At 57.8% G+C, this 20,011-nt stretch carries 15 protein-coding genes and 1 tRNA gene; 3 read left to right on the forward strand and 13 right to left on the reverse strand.

Annotation, left to right across the window (positions count from 1 at the left end; translation table 11 throughout):
- Nucleotides 1–7 precede the first annotated feature (7 nt).
- The 9 genes from AC1DHT_RS02075 to rpsU form a co-directional block, all read right to left on the reverse strand.
- Complete coding sequence (locus AC1DHT_RS02075) at nt 8–808, reverse strand: carbon-nitrogen hydrolase family protein (RefSeq protein ID WP_427545643.1); 801 nt, start codon at nt 806–808, stop codon at nt 8–10.
- A gap of 12 nt (nt 809–820) precedes the next feature.
- On the reverse strand, nt 821–2,503 hold the full coding sequence (locus tag AC1DHT_RS02080) for a flavin monoamine oxidase family protein (protein WP_427545645.1): 1,683 nt from the start codon (nt 2,501–2,503) through the stop codon (nt 821–823).
- Between the two features lie 140 nt (nt 2,504–2,643).
- The gene (locus AC1DHT_RS02085; protein WP_427545647.1) at nt 2,644–3,105 is read right to left on the reverse strand and encodes an Lrp/AsnC family transcriptional regulator; all 462 of its coding nucleotides are present in this window, start codon (nt 3,103–3,105) and stop codon (nt 2,644–2,646) included.
- Nucleotides 3,106–3,213: 108 nt separating this feature from the next.
- The gene (locus AC1DHT_RS02090) at nt 3,214–4,026 is read right to left on the reverse strand and encodes a lipopolysaccharide biosynthesis protein (RefSeq protein ID WP_427545649.1); all 813 of its coding nucleotides are present in this window, start codon (nt 4,024–4,026) and stop codon (nt 3,214–3,216) included.
- Between the two features lie 385 nt (nt 4,027–4,411).
- Nucleotides 4,412–4,488 (reverse strand) — tRNA-Ile (locus tag AC1DHT_RS02095).
- A gap of 15 nt (nt 4,489–4,503) precedes the next feature.
- Entirely contained in the window at nt 4,504–8,247 is a 3,744-nt protein-coding gene (locus AC1DHT_RS02100; RefSeq protein ID WP_427545651.1) for a bifunctional diguanylate cyclase/phosphodiesterase, read from the reverse strand.
- 124 nt (nt 8,248–8,371) lie between these two features.
- Complete coding sequence (rpoD, locus tag AC1DHT_RS02105; protein WP_429538946.1) at nt 8,372–10,219, reverse strand: RNA polymerase sigma factor RpoD; 1,848 nt, start codon at nt 10,217–10,219, stop codon at nt 8,372–8,374.
- Between the two features lie 67 nt (nt 10,220–10,286).
- On the reverse strand, nt 10,287–12,248 hold the full coding sequence (gene dnaG / locus AC1DHT_RS02110) for a DNA primase (protein WP_427545655.1): 1,962 nt from the start codon (nt 12,246–12,248) through the stop codon (nt 10,287–10,289).
- Between the two features lie 489 nt (nt 12,249–12,737).
- On the reverse strand, nt 12,738–12,953 hold the full coding sequence (rpsU, locus tag AC1DHT_RS02115; RefSeq protein WP_002551877.1) for a 30S ribosomal protein S21: 216 nt from the start codon (nt 12,951–12,953) through the stop codon (nt 12,738–12,740).
- A gap of 199 nt (nt 12,954–13,152) precedes the next feature.
- On the opposite strand from rpsU, the gene tsaD reads away from it, so the two are divergent.
- Nucleotides 13,153–14,178, forward strand: a complete 1,026-nt coding sequence (gene tsaD / locus AC1DHT_RS02120) for a tRNA (adenosine(37)-N6)-threonylcarbamoyltransferase complex transferase subunit TsaD (protein WP_427544849.1) — start codon at nt 13,153–13,155, stop codon at nt 14,176–14,178.
- Between the two features lie 36 nt (nt 14,179–14,214).
- On the opposite strand, the gene plsY is transcribed toward tsaD, so the two are convergent.
- The gene (gene plsY, locus AC1DHT_RS02125; RefSeq protein ID WP_145014434.1) at nt 14,215–14,784 is read right to left on the reverse strand and encodes a glycerol-3-phosphate 1-O-acyltransferase PlsY; all 570 of its coding nucleotides are present in this window, start codon (nt 14,782–14,784) and stop codon (nt 14,215–14,217) included.
- A gap of 74 nt (nt 14,785–14,858) precedes the next feature.
- Here plsY and folB point away from each other — a divergent pair, with 74 nt between their 5' ends.
- Both folB and folK read left to right on the forward strand, forming a co-directional pair.
- Nucleotides 14,859–15,212 carry a dihydroneopterin aldolase gene (gene folB / locus AC1DHT_RS02130; protein WP_123581198.1) on the forward strand — a complete coding sequence of 118 codons (354 nt, stop codon included), beginning with the start codon at nt 14,859–14,861 and terminating at the stop codon, nt 15,210–15,212.
- Nucleotides 15,203–15,721, forward strand: a complete 519-nt coding sequence (gene folK / locus AC1DHT_RS02135; protein WP_427544847.1) for a 2-amino-4-hydroxy-6-hydroxymethyldihydropteridine diphosphokinase — start codon at nt 15,203–15,205, stop codon at nt 15,719–15,721. The genes folB and folK overlap by 10 nt, the downstream gene beginning before the upstream one ends.
- 94 nt (nt 15,722–15,815) lie before the next feature.
- Here folK and AC1DHT_RS02140 read toward each other — a convergent pair whose 3' ends face one another.
- The 3 genes from AC1DHT_RS02140 to AC1DHT_RS02150 form a co-directional block, all read right to left on the reverse strand.
- Entirely contained in the window at nt 15,816–17,045 is a 1,230-nt protein-coding gene (locus AC1DHT_RS02140) for a multifunctional CCA addition/repair protein (protein WP_427544845.1), read from the reverse strand.
- Between the two features lie 63 nt (nt 17,046–17,108).
- The gene (locus AC1DHT_RS02145; RefSeq protein ID WP_427544843.1) at nt 17,109–18,671 is read right to left on the reverse strand and encodes a SpoVR family protein; all 1,563 of its coding nucleotides are present in this window, start codon (nt 18,669–18,671) and stop codon (nt 17,109–17,111) included.
- A complete protein-coding gene (locus AC1DHT_RS02150; protein WP_054594316.1) occupies nt 18,668–19,939 on the reverse strand; it encodes a YeaH/YhbH family protein in 1,272 nt (423 codons plus the stop codon). The genes AC1DHT_RS02145 and AC1DHT_RS02150 overlap by 4 nt, the downstream gene beginning before the upstream one ends.
- Between the last annotated feature and the right edge of the window lie 72 nt (nt 19,940–20,011).

Below are 20,011 nucleotides of genomic sequence, written 5' to 3' on the forward strand. Positions count from 1 at the left end.
CGAAAACCTAGGGCCTGCGCTTGTTCAGCTCGCCGTAGAGCTCTGGCCGACGATCGAGAAAGTAGCGATTGGCGTTGCGAGAGTTGAGCATCAACTGCCGATCCAGCGTACCAATGATCAGCGCTTCATCCAGGCCGGCCTGGGCGATGCGACTGCCATTCGGTGCGGCGATGCTGCTTTGACCGCAGTAGTGGATCTCGCCTTCGTGCCCACAGTAATTGGCATACGCCACGTAACATTGGTTCTCGAAGGCCCGCGAACGCACGGTGACATCGGCGATGAAGTCGTAGGGAATCATGTTCGCCGTCGGCACCAGAATCAGCTCGGCGCCGGCCAGCGCCAGGCGCCGGGCGTTTTCCGGAAACTCCAGGTCGTAGCAGATCAAAAAGCCCAGCTTCCAGCCATTGAGCTCCACCAATGGAAACTCATCCGGCCCAACGCTGAACATCGAATGATCGAGTTCGCCGAACAGATGAGTCTTGCGGTAGTTGGCCAGACGCTGGCCCCGGCTATCGATCAACTGCACGGCGTTATAGATCTGCCCGTCCTCGGCGCGCTCCGGGTAGCCATACACAATGGCGATACCGGAGGCCTTGGTGATGCTCGCAATGTACTGCGCTGAAGTACCGTCTTGCGCCTCGGCCAATGCGCCAACTGCTTCGGCACCGATGTTGTAGCCGGTCAGGAACATCTCCGGAAACACCAGCAGATCGGCGCCTTTGGCCTCCGTCGCGAGTTTTTGCAGGCGTTGCAGATTGCCGGCAACGTCGAGCGGTAGCGGCGGGCATTGGTAGAGAGCTACGCGCATTTCGGACTCCTCTTACTCGGGCAGGGCAATCGGGCCGATGTCATGAAACACGTCGCCCGGGCCTGGGTTTTCGACGTGGGTTGTACCGCCGAAGTGATTCATGATGCCCCATACCGCGTTGAGCGAGGTCTGTACCGCGCCTTCGACCCACGCCGGTGTCCACGAGACGTCGTCGCCAGCGATAAAAATCCCACGCTGTTCGGCGGGCATGTCTTGTTGCATGAAGTGTGCGTACATCCGCTGGTTGTAGCGATAGTGGCCGGGCAGGGCGCCTTTGAATGCACCGAGGAAGTGCGGGTCGGCTTCCCAAGACACGGTAATCGGGTCGCCGATGATGCGCGCGGCGATGTCGACTTTCGGATAGATCTTCTTCAGGGCATCCAGTGCCAGCTTCACGCGTTTCTCGATCGGTTGCGGAAGCATTTTCAACGCGTCGCTCATCCACGAATATGACAGGCAAATCACGCCTGGCTTGTCGTCGCCGTTATCGAAGAGGTAGGTGCCGCGAGTCAGACGGTCGGTCAAGGTCATGCTCATCAGGTCGCGACCGGTTTCCGGGTCTTTGTCTTTCCAGAACGGCCGGTCGACCATCACAAAGGTTTTCGACGATTGCATGTACCGGGTGCGGTCCAGGGCCATCCACATTTTTTGCGAGAACAGCGACTCTTCGCACTCGATCTGAGTGGTCAGCAGCCAGCTCTGGCAGGTGGTCAGCACAGCGGCGTATTCGCGGGTGTCACCCCAGTTATCGGTCACGCTGAAACGGCCATCCGCGGCGCGCGCGATGCGTTTGACCCCGGTGCGTGGCGCACCGTTGTGCAGCGAGCTAAGGCTGGTGCCTTCCGGCCAGTGAGCGCAGCGCTCGGGCACATGGCGCCAGATGCCCAGCGGCACCTGTTCCACACCGCCGACTACCAGGTGTTGGTGGTCGTCGCAGTTGGTCATGACGACGCGGAAGATTTCCAGCATCGAGTTCGGGAAGTCCGAGTCCCAGCCGCCGGTGCCGAAACCGACCTGGCCAAACACTTCGCGGTGATGGAACGACAGCTTGGCGAAGGCTTTGGAGGTGGCGACGAAGTCGTAGAAGGTCCGGTCATCCCACAGCGGAACAAGGGTGTTCCACAGTTCTTTGAGGCGTGGCACATCGCGGTCGCGTATCGCTTGCTGGATCTCGCCAAAGCGTGAGCCGTCTTCCAGTGCATCCGCCCAGGCGTCGGCCACTTCCTGGAACAGTGCAGGAAGGTCGGCGAGTTTCTGTGCGTAATGGGTCTGTCCTTCCAGGTCGATGACGGTGCTTCCGGAAGCTGGGGTCAACGGGTTAGGGAAAGGCTTGGTCTCAAGACCGAGCTTGTCGACATAGTGATAGAACGCAGTGGACGACACCGGGAAACGCATGCCGCCCAACTCGGCGATGATCCCTTCAGCGCCTTCGAACGCCTGGGAGCGCAAGCGGCCGCCCATTTTCGACGCTTCGTACACAACCGGCTTGAGGCCCAGTTTCATCAGCTCGTAAGCGGCCACCAGACCTGCGATACCTGCGCCGACAATCGCCACTTCTGCACCGTGGTTGTGCGCAGGAATACTGCCTAAGCCAGCCGGGTGCTCGATCCAGTCGTCAAAGGCGAATGGAAAGTCCGGGCCGAAAATGGTGACTGGTTTTTTACCGTCTGCAGGATGGCGATTGTTCTTGTTCATGGCTGACCTTACTGGCGACTCGCACTCGGTGCTGAGTATAGGAAAAGACTGTCGCCATTCTAGGGAGCGTAGAGCACGTTAATAAGACGCAATGTGTCGTCGTTCTGCATGTTGTTTGTGCAATGTGACGAGCTGATCGATCAAACTGGCTGGCCGCGGTCAATCTTGCTGCTGAGGATGATCGAAGTGGTGGTTTTTTCTACGCCGTCGACGCTACCGATCTGGTCGAGCAACTGGTCGAGCTGTTCCGGTGAATCGGTACGCAGCCAGGCCACGTAATCGAATTCGCCGCTGACCGCACACAACTGCTGGACCTGCGCCATGGCGCTGAGCCGACGCAGTACTTCCTTGCCGGAGCGCGGTTGCACGGTTATCCCGACATAAGCCTGCAAGCCGCCATCGACCACCCGTTGCCCGAGCCGCACGCCGTAGCCGGTAATGACTCGGGATTTTTCCAGCCGCGCCAGGCGTGACGTCACCGTGGTGCGTGCAATCCCCAATTGCCGGGCGAGCATGGCCACGCTTTCACGGGCATTAATCTGCAAGGCCGCGATCAGTTGGCGGTCGATTTCGTCGAGGATGGGAGGGCGGGTATCAGGCAAGGTCATCTCCGGCGGCACATTTCGGTGGGCGAGCATGTTACCGATGGGTGAGCCGTAAAGGGTTGTGCGATGGGGCGGTTTAAACGCGAAACGCGTGCATGGTGCGGGTCATTTGACCAAGGCCCTGACCTCTTGAATCTTTATATTGGGTATCACGCTGTCGGGGATTCTAGAGTTGCCAGAGAGGTTGTAGACCGAGAAGTGCTTGTTCATGACCTTTTTCGACATCAACTTCAATGACGGAAGAATTCGGGTGTGGAAATGTTGATCGAGTTCACACGGGGATATGCGACTGTCAGCTGTTTCATAGAACCGACCGCTGGATTGTTGTAAGTCCACTCCGACCAGGATCACCTTGGTGAAACCGGCATGGTAGGCAAGTTGTAGAGCAAGATAAGCCACGGTGCGGGAGTCAAAAAAGCCATCGCTGAGGTTTTTGCTAAACCCGATGCTCTTTCTTCGGTGGCCAAAAATAGAACGACTGCGTACGAGATCGTTGTTCTTTTTGAAGATCGAATCGACCCAGGATTGTTTAGCTGCCGGCTTTAGCGCGTATAGCTTGCCGTGAGCTCGAATGCTGTTTCGCCGGATGTACTCCTCCCACAAGGCGACTCGCTGGCTAATCTGCATCGCGTGCGAAAATAATTCAGGCTGCTGAGTCGGGAAGCTCATGTCCGTACAAACGTAGAAAAACGGCTGGATCGCGGTGCCCTCGAAAAGTGCGACCGCCCCGTTCATTGTGATCATCGGAACATGAGCGAATTCTTCAATGGGAAAGTCTTTGGCGGAACTGCCGGAGGCAATAATGAAAACAGTTCCTGTTTCGATGTTGTGACACTCATTGAACCCGTTCACATGACTAAGTTTGTTATCGATCATGAAATATTTTTCGCTTGCGTTCATCAGGTGTCCGTTGGTCATGCCAATGGCATCGATTGTTTATTCTTGTCGGTGGTTGGAGTCGATACCGAATTTCAAGATATCTGATAGCGCGTCATTCGTCATGGGGCGTCGATGTGGCCTGATGAGCGCTCGATATCGAATGTGGGTCAGTAAAGGGGCTCGAATACCAAGCCCGACACACTCGTGCGACGTGGATTTTCTATCGATCCGACCGATAACCTGCTACTTGCGCCAAGGCGCGAACTCAAAAATGCACAAGACATTGCGCTGGGTATGCATGGGCTCATGCAAGCGTGAACTGTAGACGTTTTTTTCGCCAAATGCATGGCGTAAATGCCATGGGCTTTGTGTACCGGACTTCTTGTGGGTACAAAAAAGCCGCGCAGTGCGCGGCTTTCGAGTTTGGTGGGCCCACACGGACTTGAACCGTGGACCAAAGGATTATGAGTCCTCTGCTCTAACCAACTGAGCTATAGGCCCTCAGTAGGCCGCGGATTATAGCGATGGTTTCCCGGCTGTGCTATCCGAAAAGTCTGAAACTGCGATACGAAGAAAGGTTGCAGCGAATTCGTCGGCGGGTAGAGGCAGGCTGACGATGTAGCCCTGGATCTGTTCGCAACCCTCTGCAGTCAGGAATTGCTGCTGCGCGTGGGTTTCAACACCTTCGGCAATGATCGTGAATTGCATGCTGCGGCCCAGGGCAATGATTGCGCGGACGATGGCGGCATCGTGTGGGTCGTCCGGCAGTCCGCGGACAAAGGACTGGTCAATTTTCAGGAAATCCAGCGGCAAGCGTTTAAGGTAGCTCAGCGAGGAATAACCGGTGCCGAAGTCGTCGATGGCCAACTGCACGCCCAGGCGTTTGAGCTGATGCAGGACTTCAAGTGCCTCTTCGGCCTGGCTCATGATGAAGTTTTCGGTGATTTCCAGTTGCAGGAAGCCCGGTTTGAGGCGGTTGTCCTTGAGCAATTGTTCGATGCGGACCAGCAGGTTCGGCTGGCGTAGTTGCGCTCCGGCCAGGTTGACTGACAGCGGGCCGAAACTTTCATAGCGCTGGTTCCACTCGTACATCTGCAGGCAGGCCTGTTCCAGTACCCAGTCACCGATTTGCAGGATCATGCCGTTTTCTTCGGCCAGCGGGATGAAGTGCTCGGGCGGCACATCGCCGAAGGCTGGATGCCGCCAGCGGATCAGGGCTTCGGCACCTACCAGGCGCGGATGGGTGAGGCTCACTTTGGGTTGATAGAACAGCGTCAGCTCATTGCGCTCGATAGCGCGGCGCAACTCATGCTCCAGTGCCACGCGTTCGCTGGCCTGTGCGGTCAGGTCGCGGGTATAGCTTTCAACCCGGTTGCGACCTTTGGCTTTGGAGCGGTACATCGCAGCATCGGCGTTTTTGATCAGCGTGGCGACGTCGCTGCCGTCCTTGGGGTAGAGGCTGGTGCCGATGCTGGCACTGATGAAGAACTCGTGCTCGCCAGCCTGGAAGGGCGCTGTGAAGCAGTTCAGCAGCTTGTTGGCAATATGGTCGGCGTCGCTGGCTTGTTGCAGGCCCGGTAGCAGGATGATGAATTCGTCACCGCCCAGCCGCGCCACGGTATCGATGTCCCGAAGTTGCTCTTTGAGCCGCACCGCGATGCCTTTGAGCAGCAGGTCGCCAACCGGATGACCCAGGCTGTCGTTGATGTGCTTGAAGCGATCGAGGTCCAGAAACAGTACGGCGCCCTGACCACCGTTTTCCTGCTGGTGGTTGAGTGCGGTCAGCAGCCGGCTTTCGAACAGCGTCCGGTTCGGCAGGCCCGTCAACGGATCGTGGTGAGCTTGATAGTCGAGTTTGGCCTGGGCGTGCTTGAGGCTGGAGATATCGGCAAATACCGCGACGAAGTGGGTGATGAAGCGGTCTTTATTGCGCACCGCGCTGATGGTCAGCCAACTGGGGTACAGCTCGCCATTCTTGCGGCGGTTGGAAATTTCGCCCTGCCAATGCCCTTCGGCGGTCAGTTGATGCCACATTGCCGCGTAGAAGGCGCTGTCATGCAGGCCTGAGGCGAGCAGCCTTGGGGTATGGCCCAGGGCTTCGGTTTCGCTGTAGCCGGTGATCTCGGTAAACGCGCGGTTGACGGCACTGATGTGCTGTTGGGTGTCGGTGATCAATACGCCTTCTGCGGTGCTCTCGAATACCGTGGCAGCCTGTTGCAGTTTTTCCTGCATCAGATGCCGCTCGGTGATATCCCGGGCGATGGTCAGCATGCAATCGTCATCGCCAATCGGCAGCGGCCGGCTGGACATCTCGCAGAGACGGATCTGCCCATCGTTGCGGCGTATATGGCAACTGAAGTCACGCACGAAGCCGTCGCGTTTCAACAGGTCGAGCATCTGCCTGCGTTCATTCAGGTTGACCCAGATGCCGAGGTCGAAGGTCGAGCGGTCCAGCGACATCGCGCTGTTGAAGCCGGTGATGCGGCTGAAGCCTTCGTTGACCTCGATCAGCAGGCCGTCGCTCACGCGTGACAGCAACAAGCCGTCAGGGGACGCATGGAAGGCTTTGGCAAATTTCTCTTCAGAGGTTTGCAGTTGTTGTTGGGTTTCCTTGAGCTGGCTGATGTCACGCACTACCACGACCAGTGCCGGGGTGGTGTCGAGCTGGAAGGGTTCGGCGGAGATCAGGCCGGTGAACACCTGGCCATTACTGCGACGAAAGGGCATCTCCAGATTGCGAATACTGCCGGCTTGCAAGCGCTGCAAGAGTCCGGGGCCGACACCGGCGATGCCCCAGATGTTCAGTTCGGTGGCGGTCCGTCCGATCACTTCTCCGGCAGAGAGGCCAATTTGCTCTTCGAACGCCTCGTTGACCTCCAGCAGGCAACCGTCGGACAGGCGTGCAATGACCAGAATGTCAGGGCATTGCTGGAATACCGAGGCAAACTTCTGCTCGGAGAGGCGCAAGGCTTCTTCGGTTCTTTTGGCTTCACTGATGTCGATCATCAGCCCGCGCAGTATTGGCTCGTGGCCGTGCTCTATCAGGCTGACGATGTCGCGTACCCAGAGGCAGCGTCCATCGGCAGTGATCACCCGGTAATCGAGGCTGTAATCGCGTCCGGCAAGTACTTCGTGATCGCAAAATGCCTGGGCGCGTGTGAGGTCGGCGGGGTGGATGATGTTGCGCCAGAAACCCGGAATCAGCCAATGGGACAGGGGGTAGCCGAGCAGGCCTTCGGCATGGGGAGATACGTAGCTGTACGTAAAATCGCTGATTCGCGCTTCCCAGGCTATTGCCGAAAGGCTCTCCACCAGGCCGCGGTAATGGTATTCGCTGGTGCGCAGCTCCTGTTCCAGGGCTACCCGACGGGAAATTTCCGAGCTCAAGCGGCGATTGATGCGGATTACCACGGCCAGAACGGTCACCAGCAGCAGTACGCCGGGCAAGCCGTACATCAGCAGGTCGGACCAGATGGTGCGGTGGTCGAGGACATTCCCAACCCAATGCTCCTGGATGGCGCTGATTTCACCGGGGCTCATGTCCGCCAGTACTTTATCCAGAATCCCGACCAGCATTTTGTTGTCTCGCGGTACGCCCATCGCCAATTGGTAGCGATACGGTGTTTCGCCGCTGACATAGAGCCCGTCGAGTTTGAGTTGGCGAAGGCTCCAGACGCTTGAGGCCAGATCGCCGACTACCGCGTCCACCTCGTCGGTGGCCAGTGCCTGCAAGGTCGAGCTGACATTGGGCATAGGGACCAGATTGAGGTCAGGATGGTGGGTGCGCAGCAGTTCATGGGGGGCGTAGTTTTCCACGACGGCGACTTTCAGGCCGTAAAGGTCTTCCAGCTTGTGCGGCTGTGCACCTTTCACATGGGCGAGGATGACGATTGGAAAGTCCAGATAGGGCCGCGTGAACGCGAGGTAACTCTGCCGTTCGGGCGTCGACATGACGCCGGGCAAGAGGTCCAGCTTGCCCTGTTTGGCCTGTTTCAGGACTTCGGTCCAGCTCACAGGCTCAATGGGTGTGACTTTGATTGCCAGGCGATCACGCACGATGTTGATGTAGTCAGCGGCAAGGCCTTGGTATCGGCCTTGTTCATCGCGAAATTCAAACGGTGGCCAGGAAGCGTCGACACCCAGGCGCAGTTCCGGGTGAGCCGCAAGCCAGACACGTTCTTCGTCGGTCAGAGTCAGCGCGCCAGCCGTTGTGGTCCAGGTCATCAGCGATAGCAAAAGCACGGCCGGCAGTCTGGGCATAACGGTCTCGTTATGGCTTGGGAGGGGAATGTTTCGAGTGTAGACGGGCTATGCGGAGGGAGCGAAGCGAAGGGGATTTAATCTATAGAAAGCAAAACCCCCGGCAGGGCCGGGGGTTTTGTGATCACTCGTCGAGGAAGGAGCGCAAATGCTCGCTTCTCGTCGGGTGGCGCAGCTTGCGCAGCGCTTTGGCTTCGATCTGACGAATCCGTTCACGGGTAACGTCGAACTGTTTACCAACCTCCTCGAGGGTGTGGTCGGTATTCATGTCGATACCGAAGCGCATGCGCAGAACCTTGGCTTCACGGGCAGTGAGGCCGGAGAGAACTTCGCGAGTCGCTTCTTTAAGGCTCTCAACGGTAGCAACATCGATTGGCGACTGCATGGTCGAGTCTTCGATGAAGTCACCCAGATGGGAGTCTTCGTCATCACCGATCGGGGTTTCCATGGAGATCGGCTCTTTAGCGATCTTCAATACCTTGCGGATCTTGTCCTCAGGCATTTCCATGCGTTCGCCCAGCTCTTCCGGAGTCGGTTCGCGACCCATTTCCTGCAACATCTGGCGGGAAATGCGGTTGAGCTTGTTGATCGTCTCGATCATGTGCACCGGAATACGGATGGTGCGGGCCTGGTCGGCGATCGAGCGAGTGATCGCCTGACGGATCCACCAGGTAGCATAAGTCGAGAATTTGTAGCCGCGGCGGTATTCGAACTTGTCTACCGCTTTCATCAAACCGATGTTGCCTTCCTGGATCAGATCGAGGAATTGCAGGCCACGGTTGGTGTACTTCTTGGCGATGGAGATCACCAGACGCAAGTTGGCTTCGACCATCTCTTTCTTCGCGCGGCGGGCTTTGGCCTCACCGATCGACATACGACGGTTGATGTCCTTGATCTCGGCAATCTTCAAGCCGGTTTCGGCTTCAAGTGCGGTCAGCTTCTGYTGGCAGCGAACGATGTCGGCTTGCAGGCGACCAATGGCTTCAGCGTATTTGCTTTTGCCCTTGGCCAGTGCTTCGGTCCAGCTTTCGTCAACTTCGTTGCCCGGGAACTGGCGCAGGAAGTCGGCACGCGGCATACGTGCATCACGAACGCAAAGCTGCATGATCGCGCGCTCTTGCTGACGCAGACGATCCAGGGCGCTACGTACACGCTCAACCAGGCCTTCGAATTGCTTCGGAACCAGTTTGATCGGCATGAACAGCTCAGCCAGCGCCAACATCTCGGCAATGGCCTGCTTGTTTTCACGACCGTACTTTTTCAGCGCCTTGCGGGTGATTTCCGCTTGATCGGCCACTGCGCCAAAACGCTGCGCAGCGATGACCGGATCCGGACCGCTTTCGGCTTCTTCTTCGTCGTCACTGGCTTCAGCGTCGTCGTCATCGGTGTCGTCATCCGCTTTCACGGCTTTCGGGTCGACAGGCGGCGGCACTTCTGCAGCAGGTGGCGCAATGCCGTCGTCCGGGTCGATATAACCGCTCAGGACGTCGGACAGGCGGCCACCTTCGGTGGTGACGCGAGTGTATTCGGAGAGAATGTGGTCAACCGTGCCAGGGAAGTGCGCAATTGCGCCCATCACTTCACGGATGCCCTCTTCAATACGTTTGGCGATTTCGATTTCGCCTTCACGTGTGAGGAGCTCTACGGTACCCATTTCGCGCATGTACATGCGCACCGGGTCGGTAGTGCGACCAATGTCGGTCTCAACCGCTGCCAACGCTGCCGCCGCTTCTTCTGCGGCTGCTTCGTCGGTATCGGCGTCGGCCAGCATAAGGGAATCCTTATCTGGCGCAACCTCGAATACGTTGATCCCCATGTCATTGATCATGCGGATGATGTCTTCCACCTGTTCCGGATCTGAAATATCCTCCGGCAGGTGGTCGTTGACCTCCGCGTAAGTCAGGTAACCCTGCTCACGACCAAGGGTGATCAACTCTTTGATACGAGACTGCTGTTGCGCTTTTCCGGACATAACACCCTATCCACTGAAGGTCTTGGCGGGCAAAAAACAAGCCGAGGATTATACCTTAGCTATGACCTCACGCGCCACTTGAGGTCGGGTTTGATGCGGAAACATTCCGTTTTAGTAGGTCGCGCATCTGATTTGCTATTTGATTCGCTTCCTCGGCAGTCAATCCTGGCTGCCGTGCTTTCTTGATGAGGTCGTCGAGAGTCTGCGTGTGCTGACCCGCTGATAACCTAGTAATGGTGTCTAAAAACTGTTGTTCAAGGTTGTCGCCTTCAATTAACCACTCCTTTTCTGCGAGTGCTTTAAGCAGGCGTCCTTGCTCGGTTCCATGCCAGCGGGCCATTAGCTGGATAGAGTTTAGCTTAGGATTTTTTTGCACAGCCTCGATCAGGGCTATTAGCAGTTGCGCATAAGTGTTGCTTTCATTTGCGAAGTGGTCGGCGGTTTCAACTTTGCCGGCCAGTTGCGGGTGATGGATTAGTGTGCGCAACGCAATCAAGGTAGGGGCCTCGACAGCAATCGGGATGCGGGGTGGGCTCCGCTCATCGCGTTTGCCTTTCTTGTCCCAGGGTTTGTTATCCCACTTCTTGCCGCCGCTGCCCGGTTTTTTCGGCGTCCACTCCTGCTGAGGTGCATAGGCCTCTTGCGGTTGGTGGTAGTCGGAATAGTCCGGCATGGCGTCGTAATCGATGCCGGGGTCGTAGGCGGGAGGTGCATCCTGCGGTGCGCTGTGCACCAGCTGACTGACGGCTTCGCTGTTCAGGCCGGTAATTTCGGTCAGGCGCTGGCGCATCAGGGTGCGCAGGTTGGCCCCCGGGACTTTGTCGATCAGCGGCGCGGCGAGGGTGGCCATGTGGGCCTTGCCTTCGAGCGAGCGCGGATCGGATTCCTCAGTCAGTTGCTGAAAGAAATAGTCGGCCAATGGCTGGGCGTGTTGATTGATCCTCGCGCGAAAGGCGTCAGTGCCTTCGGAGCGGATCAGCGTGTCCGGGTCTTCGCCTTCGGGCAGGAACAGGAAGCGCGCACGCCGTCCGTCTTGCAGGCTCGAAAGCGTTGACTCCAGGGCACGCCACGCGGCATTGCGGCCAGCCTGGTCGCCGTCGAAGCAGAACAGCACGTTGGGCACCACGCGAAACAGCCGCTTCAAGTGTTCTTCGCTGGTGGCGGTGCCGAGTGTGGCGACGGCATTGTGCAGGCCCTGTTGGGCCAGGGCAATGACGTCCATGTAGCCTTCGACGACGATGATCTCGTCGAGATTGCGGTTGTTCTTGCGTGCTTCATACAGGCCGTAGAGTTCCTGGCCTTTATGAAATACCGCGGTTTCCGGTGAGTTCAGGTATTTCGGTTTGTCGTCGCCCAGTACTCGGCCGCCAAACGCGATGATGCGCCCGCGGCTGTCGCGAATCGGGAACATCACGCGGTCGCGAAAGCGATCGTAGCGTTTGCCGGTTTCGGCGTTCTCGATCAGCAGGCCGGCGTCGATCATGGCTTTTTGTTGCAGGGTGTCGCTACTCAGATGCTTGAACAGGTTGTCCCAGCCTGGAGGCGCGAAGCCGAGGCCGAAATCGCGGGCGATCTCGCCGGTCAGGCCGCGACCCTTCAAGTAGTCGACAGCTGCTTTTCGCGCCGGATGGCTTTTCAGTGCCTGGCGGTAGAAATCAGCAGCGGCGGTCAGCAGTGGGTAGAGCGGCGAGTCGGTCGGTTGTCGTGGTTTATGCGGGCGACCGCTTTCCTCGCGGGGTATTTCCATGCCGGCGGCTTTGGCCAGTTCTTCGACAGCCTGGGGAAAATCCAGGTTGTCGTGGTCCATGATGAAGCCGAGGGCATTGCCACCAGCGCCGCAGCCAAAGCAGTAATAGAACTGTTTGTCCGGGCTGACGCTGAAGGAGGGGGTTTTTTCTTTGTGAAACGGGCAGCAGGCGGTGTAGTTCTTGCCGGCTTTTTTCATTTGCAAGCGCGAGCTGACCACATCGACGATGTCGGTGCGGTTCAGAAGGTCGTCAATAAAGCTCTGGGGAATTAGCCCGGCCATGGCGTTCTCGTCATCACTGCGCTGAAAATCTAACCCGTGCGAAAGGCGGCCTGATGCTGGTCATTATGCTGAGGCGCGGAGGATGTGCGGCTCGACCAGGTATCGTCTGCGTATTCGCTGTCGGGAAGTGTATCTGCCGAAAATCCGCTGACGTTAGTGCTCATCGGTATTCGACTGTTTGAAAGTGTTGCGCTGAGTCCGTATTGGCCAAAGGGAGGCCTCGGATAGCTCATAAGTGGGCACGCAAAATCGTGCCTTGGGCTGATCGTCGTAAGAGGAATCAGTAAAAGGTTGTGCTCGTCAGTAGCCTTGGAAGGCTCGTCAGAAGAGACGTGCACCGCTGGCAAAAGAGCCAGGTCTGACGTGTGAAGCAGGTTTGTCTCAGTCGCGTCTGCGGCTTTGACGGTGAAGCATCAAGCGATATCCGCAAATGCCATAAGCCCGGCTGAGGGCCGGGCTTGGCAGAAGCTTGCTACGAACGTCTGTGTATTAGTACAGACGAACGGCGCGGCGCTGTTCGCGCTGAACTTTCTTGGCGTGACGCTTAACAGCGGCTGCTGCTTTACGCTTACGCTCAGAAGTCGGCTTCTCGTAAAATTCGCGGCTACGAACTTCAGCCAGAACACCGGCTTTTTCGCAGGAGCGCTTGAAACGACGCAGAGCTACGTCGAAGGGTTCGTTCTCTTTAACTTTGACGGCTGGCATCCAGAGCTACCTTCATTCATTACCGGGGTCAACATCCTCGCGGCAAAAGTGCACTTGAAGACGTCGGTTTTTAAGGGTTGCGGATGTTAACCCCTCATCGCTCGGAATGCAAAGCCTCTGATCGAAAACCGCTGGTCGGGGCATCACGTGGCGACTATTATGCGCGCCTTCGAATTTAGCCTAAACAAGGCGCAAACCCATGCTAGTACTGGGATTAGAAACCTCCTGCGACGAAACCGGCGTCGCACTTTACGACAGTGAAAAAGGCCTGCTGGCCGATGCACTGTTCAGCCAGATCGACCTGCATCGCGCCTATGGTGGCGTGGTGCCGGAGCTGGCTTCGCGTGATCACGTCAAACGTATGCTGCCCTTGATTCGTCAGGTGTTGGCTGAAGCCGACTGTGTGCCGACCGAGATCGATGCCATCGCCTATACCGCGGGGCCTGGCCTGGTCGGAGCCTTGCTGGTGGGGGCTTCCTGCGCTCAGGCGCTGGCGTTTGCCTGGGGCATTCCAGCCTTGGGCGTGCACCACATGGAAGGTCACTTGCTGGCGCCGATGCTGGAGCCGCAACCACCCGAATTTCCGTTCGTCGCTTTGTTGGTGTCCGGTGGTCATACCCAGCTGGTTCGGGTCGATGGCATCGGTCAATACGAGTTGTTGGGCGAGACGCTGGATGATGCTGCCGGTGAGGCGTTCGACAAGACGGCGAAGATGATGGGCCTCAATTACCCTGGTGGTCCGGAAATCGCACGATTGGCCGCGCAAGGCGTCGCCGGACGTTTCGCGTTCCCGCGTCCGATGTGTGATCGGCCAGGTCTGGATTTCAGTTTCAGCGGCTTGAAAACCTTTGCCTTGAACACGTGGCAGCAGTGCGTCAGCGCTGGGGACGACGGCGAGCAAACACGCAGCGACATCTCGCTGGCCTTCCAGCAGGCGGTGGTGGAGACTCTGACCATCAAGTGCAAGCGTGCCCTGAAGCAGGCGGGTCTCAAGCGTCTGGTGATCGCTGGAGGCGTCAGTGCAAACAAGGCTTTGCGTGTGTCCCTGGAGAAAATGCTTGGTGACATGAAGGGCGACGTTTACTACGCACGTCCGGAGTTCTGCACCGATAACGGCGCAATGATCGCTTTTGCCGGATGTCAGCGGTTACAGGCCGGTCAGCAGGAAAGTCTGGCGATCAGCGTGCAGGCGCGTTGGCCGATGGAGCAGTTGTCACCTGTGTAAAGACGGGTGAGTCAGGGGCGTACTCGGCGAAAGTATTTAAAAATGCCGTTCGCGCCCGGCAAACAGGTCGCGTAGATTGCCGCGATGGCGCCAGACGATCAGTGCTGTCAGCGCGCTCATGGGCAGCAATGCTCCCGGCTCCTGCCAGGCCAGCAGTGGCAGGGTCAGGGGCGTGGCGATCAGGGCGGCCAGCGAGCTGGTGCGTGTGAGGTAGAAGGTCAATAGCCATGCGCCGATAGCCAGGAGCGCTGCCGGAGGGTAAAGCCCCAGCAGCATGCCGGCAGCCGTTGCTACACCTTTGCCACCGCGAAAGCGGAAGTACAGCGGATACAGATGGCCGATCACGGCATAGACGCCGACCCAGGCCTGTTGCTGTACCGAGAGGCCCGCAAGCCCTGCAACCAACACGGGTAGCAGGCCTTTGCAGAGGTCACCGAGCAAGGTCAGGACGGCGAGTTTTTTGCCGGCCAGGCGTAACATGTTGGTGGCGCCGGCATTACCCGAGCCACTCATTCGCGGATCGGGGTTACCGGTCAGGCGGCTGAGCAAAATGGCAAAGGACAGAGAGCCAAGCAGGTAGGCGAGGATCGCCAGTAACCAAAACATGCTAACTATTCCGGGCGAGGACGCCCTGATTCTAACGGCGCATTGCGCCCTTGTCGTGCTGCGGAGAAGAGTGCTTGGACAGAGTGTTTATCGAGGGCCTGGAAGTCGACACGGTGATCGGTGCCTACGACTGGGAGCGCGGCATCCGTCAGTGCCTGCGTCTTGATCTGAATTTCGCCTGGGACAATCGCCCGGCAGCGGCGGGTGATGACCTGACCCTGGCGCTCGACTACGCCAGCGTGACAGCACGTATTCAGGCGTTCGCCGAGCAGGCGCAGTACCAGTTGGTTGAAACCTTTGCCGAGCGTCTGGCCGAAGTCTTGATGAGCGAATTCAAGATTACCTGGCTGCGCCTCAAGCTGACCAAGCCGGGGGCTATCCCGGCTGCAACGGGCGTGGGCGTGGAGATCGAGCGCGGATGTCGCTAACTCAGGTATTTCTTGGGCTCGGCAGTAATGTCGAGCGCGAAGCTCATTTGCAGGCGGGGCTGGAAGCGCTTGCCGGTTTTCTGGTGGATATACGCTGTTCGGCGGTGTTCGAAAGTCAGCCGGTGGGGATCAAGAGCGGTCCGTTTTTCAATTTCGTAGTGTCGGCGTTTACCGATCTGCCGTTGACGGAGCTGGACCGTCGGTTGAAGTTTATCGAGGCCGACAACGGTCGTTATGCCCCCGATCGCAAGGGCTTGCCCTTGGATATCGACGTGCTGCTGTATGGCGATCTGGTGGGGAATTTCGACGGATTGATCCTGCCGCGAGCGGAAATCCTGAAAAATGCCTTTGTGCTGTGGCCGTTGTCGCTGATAGCGCCGGACAGGGTGCATCCTGGCGTGGGTAAAAGTTTTGCGACGCTGTGGGCGGAGGCGCAGATTGATCAGGTTCTGGCGCCGGTGGCGTTTGAGTGGCGTGGTGAGCAGTTGACCCCTTCGGATCTGCTGTGACCTGATTGACCTCTTCGCGAGCAAGCTCGCTCCCACAAGAGTCAGCACAAAACCTGTGGGAGCGAGCTTGCTCGCGAAGGCGATCCGATGATGCTCAGGAGGAGGCTGTTTCCTTGTAAGCCTTCAATGCTTTGAGCCGTTCGCGCTTCAAGGCCTCGCCCAGCTCCGGGCCTTTGAATCCCTGCTCCAGCAAAGGCTGAATCGCCACGGTGCGTGCGGCGGTCGCCGCGCCTCGTAAATAATCCGCTTGTGGATAACTTCTCTGTTCAAGGCCCTTCCGGCCCCGGGCGTCCATTTCGCAGGCATTGATGAATTCTTCAAAACGCTGCGGCCGTCGGTAAACATCGAAGCTTTGCAGCAACTCCAGCAATGTCGACGGCTTCAGTTCCAGCGCACGATGGCCGTGGGTGTGGAATTCGCCTACCAGCAACGCCAGTTCCTGGCAGTCGCGCGGGACCTTGAAGCGCTCGTTGACCGCTTTGATCAGCCTCAGGCCCTTGTGCTCGTGAGCGATGTGTCTGGGCCACTGGCTCTCAGGTGTCAGGCCTTTGCCCAGATCATGCAGCAGGCAGGCCCAGCGCACGGTTAGCGGTTGCTTGTGCAGGGCAGCCTGTTCGAGAACGCTCAGGGTGTGCACGCCGCTGTCGATTTCCGGGTGGTGGGCTTCGGGTTGTGGCACACCGAACAGCACGTCAATCTCGGGGATCAAGACTTTCAGGGCGCCGCAATCGCGCAAAACCTGGATGAATACTTGTGGTTGAGCTTCCATCAGGGCGCGGGAAATTTCTTTCCAGCTGCGCTCTGCGGTCAGGGCCTCAAGCTCGCCTGACTCACTGAGCTGGCGCATCAGCTCCAGGGTCTCGGGAGCTACGGTAAAGCCGAGTCCGGCATAACGCGCGGCGAAACGGGCAACGCGCAGAACTCGGAGAGGATCTTCGGCGAACGCGGGGGATACGTGACGAAGCAGCCGTGCTTCAAGATCGCGCTGGCCGTGATACGGATCGGTCAATTGACCGTGATCGTCTTCGGCCATGGCATTGATCGTCAGATCGCGACGAATCAGGTCTTCTTCCAGGGTGACTTCCGGGCTGGCATGGAAGGTGAAGCCGCCGTAGCCGCGTCCACTTTTGCGTTCGGTGCGGGCTAGCGCATATTCCTCGCCGCTTTTGGGGTGAAGGAATACCGGAAAATCGGCGCCTACCGGGCGATAGCCCTTGGCGAGCATTTCTTCGGTGCTGGCGCCCACCACCACCCAGTCGATGTCGGTAACAGGCTTGCCGAGCAGGCGATCACGGACCGCGCCGCCGACTTTATAAATCTGCATAAAAAACCTCCGTTAGCCCGACAGGATAACCCTTGCGTCGAACTTTCGGAGGTCCGGCTGACATCAAAGATGAATGACGGCGAGGTCCATCCGACCGTATTCGCCCTCGCTATGTTCGCCTTTGGGCGGGACGTGATGGGTTTTCATTACCTGGTCGCCTTGCAGGGTTTCCAGGTGAATATCGAAGCCCCAGAGGCGGTGCAGGTGCTTGAGCACTTCCTCGGTGGAGTCCCCGAGTGGTTTACGATCATGTTGCTGATGGCGCAGTGTCAGCGAGCGGTCGCCGCGCCGGTCGATACTGTAGATCTGTATGTTCGGTTCCCGGTTACCCAGGTTGTACTGCGCTGCCAGGGTTTCACGAATGGTCCGATAGCCTTCTTCGTCATGAATGGCTGGCACCAGCAGGTCGTCCTTCTGATCGTCATCAAGAATGCTGAACAGTTTCAGGTCGCGAATCACTTTGGGTGACAGGTACTGCAGGATGAAGCTTTCGTCCTTGAAGCTGCTCATGGCGAACTTGATGCTCGACAGCCAGTCGGTGCCGGCGATTTCAGGGAACCAACGGTAATCCTCTTCAGTGGGCGCTTCGCACATGCGCCGAATGTCGCGGTACATGGAAAAACCCAGGGTGTAGGGGTTGATGCCGTTGTAGTAAGGGCTGTCGAACCCGGGCTGGAAGATTACGCTGGTGTGAGACGCCAGGAACTCCATCATGAAGCCGTCGGTTACCAGGCCCTCGTCGTACAAGTCGTTCATCAGGGTGTAGTGCCAGAACGTCGCCCAGCCCTCGTTCATGACCTGAGTCTGACGCTGCGGATAAAAGTACTGCGCGATCTTGCGCACGATCCGTACGATTTCCCGTTGCCATGGCTCCAGCAGCGGGGCGTGCTTTTCGATGAAGTAGAGGATGTTCTCCTGCGGTTCTGCCGGAAAGCGTGCGTTGTCCTTCTCGTTGTACTTGTCTGCACCTTTTGGAATGGTGCGCCACAGGTCGTTGATCTGCTTTTGCAGGTGTTCTTCACGATCCTTTTGCCGACGTCGCTCTTCTTCCGCGGAAATCGGATAAGGACGTTTGTAGCGGTCGACACCGTAGTTCATCAGGGCATGGCAGGAGTCCAGCAGGTCTTCCACGGCATCAATGCCGTGGCGTTCCTCGCATTGCATGATGTACTGCTTGGCAAACACCAGGTAATCGATGATCGAACTGGCATCGGTCCAGGTGCGGAACAGGTAATTACCCTTGAAAAAGCTGTTGTGGCCGTAGCAGGCGTGGGCCACCACCAGTGCCTGCATGCAGATAGTATTTTCTTCCATCAGGTAGGCGATGCACGGGTCCGAGTTGATCACGATCTCGTAGGCCAGCCCCATCTGGCCGCGACTGTAGGACTTCTCGGTACTGAGGAAGTGTTTGCCATAGGACCAGTGGTGATAGCCCAGCGGCATGCCGACAGAGGCGTAGGCATCCATCATCTGCTCGGCAGTAATCACTTCGATCTGGTTTGGGTAGGTATCGAGCGCGTAACGGGCCGCAAGACGACTGATTTCCCGGTCGTAGGCCTGGATCAGCTCGAACGTCCATTCGGAGCCTGTGGATATGGGTTGGCGCTTCTGCTCTTTGGCGGTCATGTCACTAACCTGCGCTGGAAGAGTTCACGGAAAACCGGATAAATATCCCCGGCCGAGACCAGTTGTTGCTGGGCAAACGTGTCGGAAAAGGCTTCGCTGATACGCTCGTATTCGTACCACAGGGCCTGGTGTTCGCGGGGGGTAATCTCCACATAAGTGTAGTACTGCACGAATGGCATGATCTGGTTGATCAGGATGTCGCGGCAGATCGGCGAGTCATCGTTCCAGTTATCACCATCGGAAGCCTGCGCCGCGTAAATGTTCCAGTCGTTGCTTGGATAACGCTCAGCCATGATCTCCTGCATCAGTTTCAGGGCGCTGGAAACGATGGTGCCGCCGGTTTCGCGAGAGTAGAAGAACTCTTCCTCATCAACCTCCCGGGCGCTGGTGTGGTGGCGGATGAACACCACATCGATTTTCTCGTAGTTACGCTTGAGGAACAGGTACAGCAGGATGAAGAACCGTTTGGCGATGTCCTTGGTGGCCTGGGTCATGGAGCCGGAAACGTCCATCAGGCAGAACATTACCGCCTTGGAGCTGGGGTTGGGCTGCTTGATCAGCAGGTTGTACTTGAGGTCGAAGGTGTCGAGAAACGGCACACGGTTGATGCGCGCACTCAAACGTTCGATTTCTGCCTCGATTTCCTGGATATCGCCGAAGTTGTCTGGTTCTTCCTGTTTAAGTCGCGCCAGTTCCTCTTTCGCTACCCGCAATTTCTCCCGGCTGCTGCCCGATAGCGCGATGCGCCGTGCATGGGCCGAGCGCAGGGTGCGGATGATGTTGATCCGTGAAGGGTTGCCTTCGTTGCTGATACCAGCGCGCACGGTCTTGAAAGTGTCGGTGCCACTCAGATTGCGCTTGACCAGGTTTGGCAGCTCCAGGTCCTCGAACATGAACTCGAGAAATTCTTCCTGGGTGATCTGGAACACAAACTCGTCCATGCCCTCGCCGGAATTGCCGGCCTTGCCGGGGCCTCTGCCACCGCCACCTCCCGGCGGACGAGCAATATGCTCACCGCTGGTGAACTCCTTGTTACCGGGATGCACGATGGTCTGCTTGCCACCGCGACCATGGTGAAGCACTGGCTCGTCGATATCGCGGCCAGGAATGCTGATTTGTTCACCGTGCTCCATATCGGTAATGGAGCGCCGGCTGACGGCCTCTTCGACGGCCTTCTTGATGTGATCACGGTAACGCCGCAGAAACCGCTGACGGTTTACCGTGCTCTTGTTCTTGCCATTGAGACGTCGGTCGATCACATAGCTCATGACTGCTCCTTAGAAGCTGTCTTGAGAAATCGYGAGCAAGTCTGGCGGTAATGGGCGCGGGGCAGGAGGCGC

This window comes from Pseudomonas sp. 05N432 (assembly GCF_056396945.1).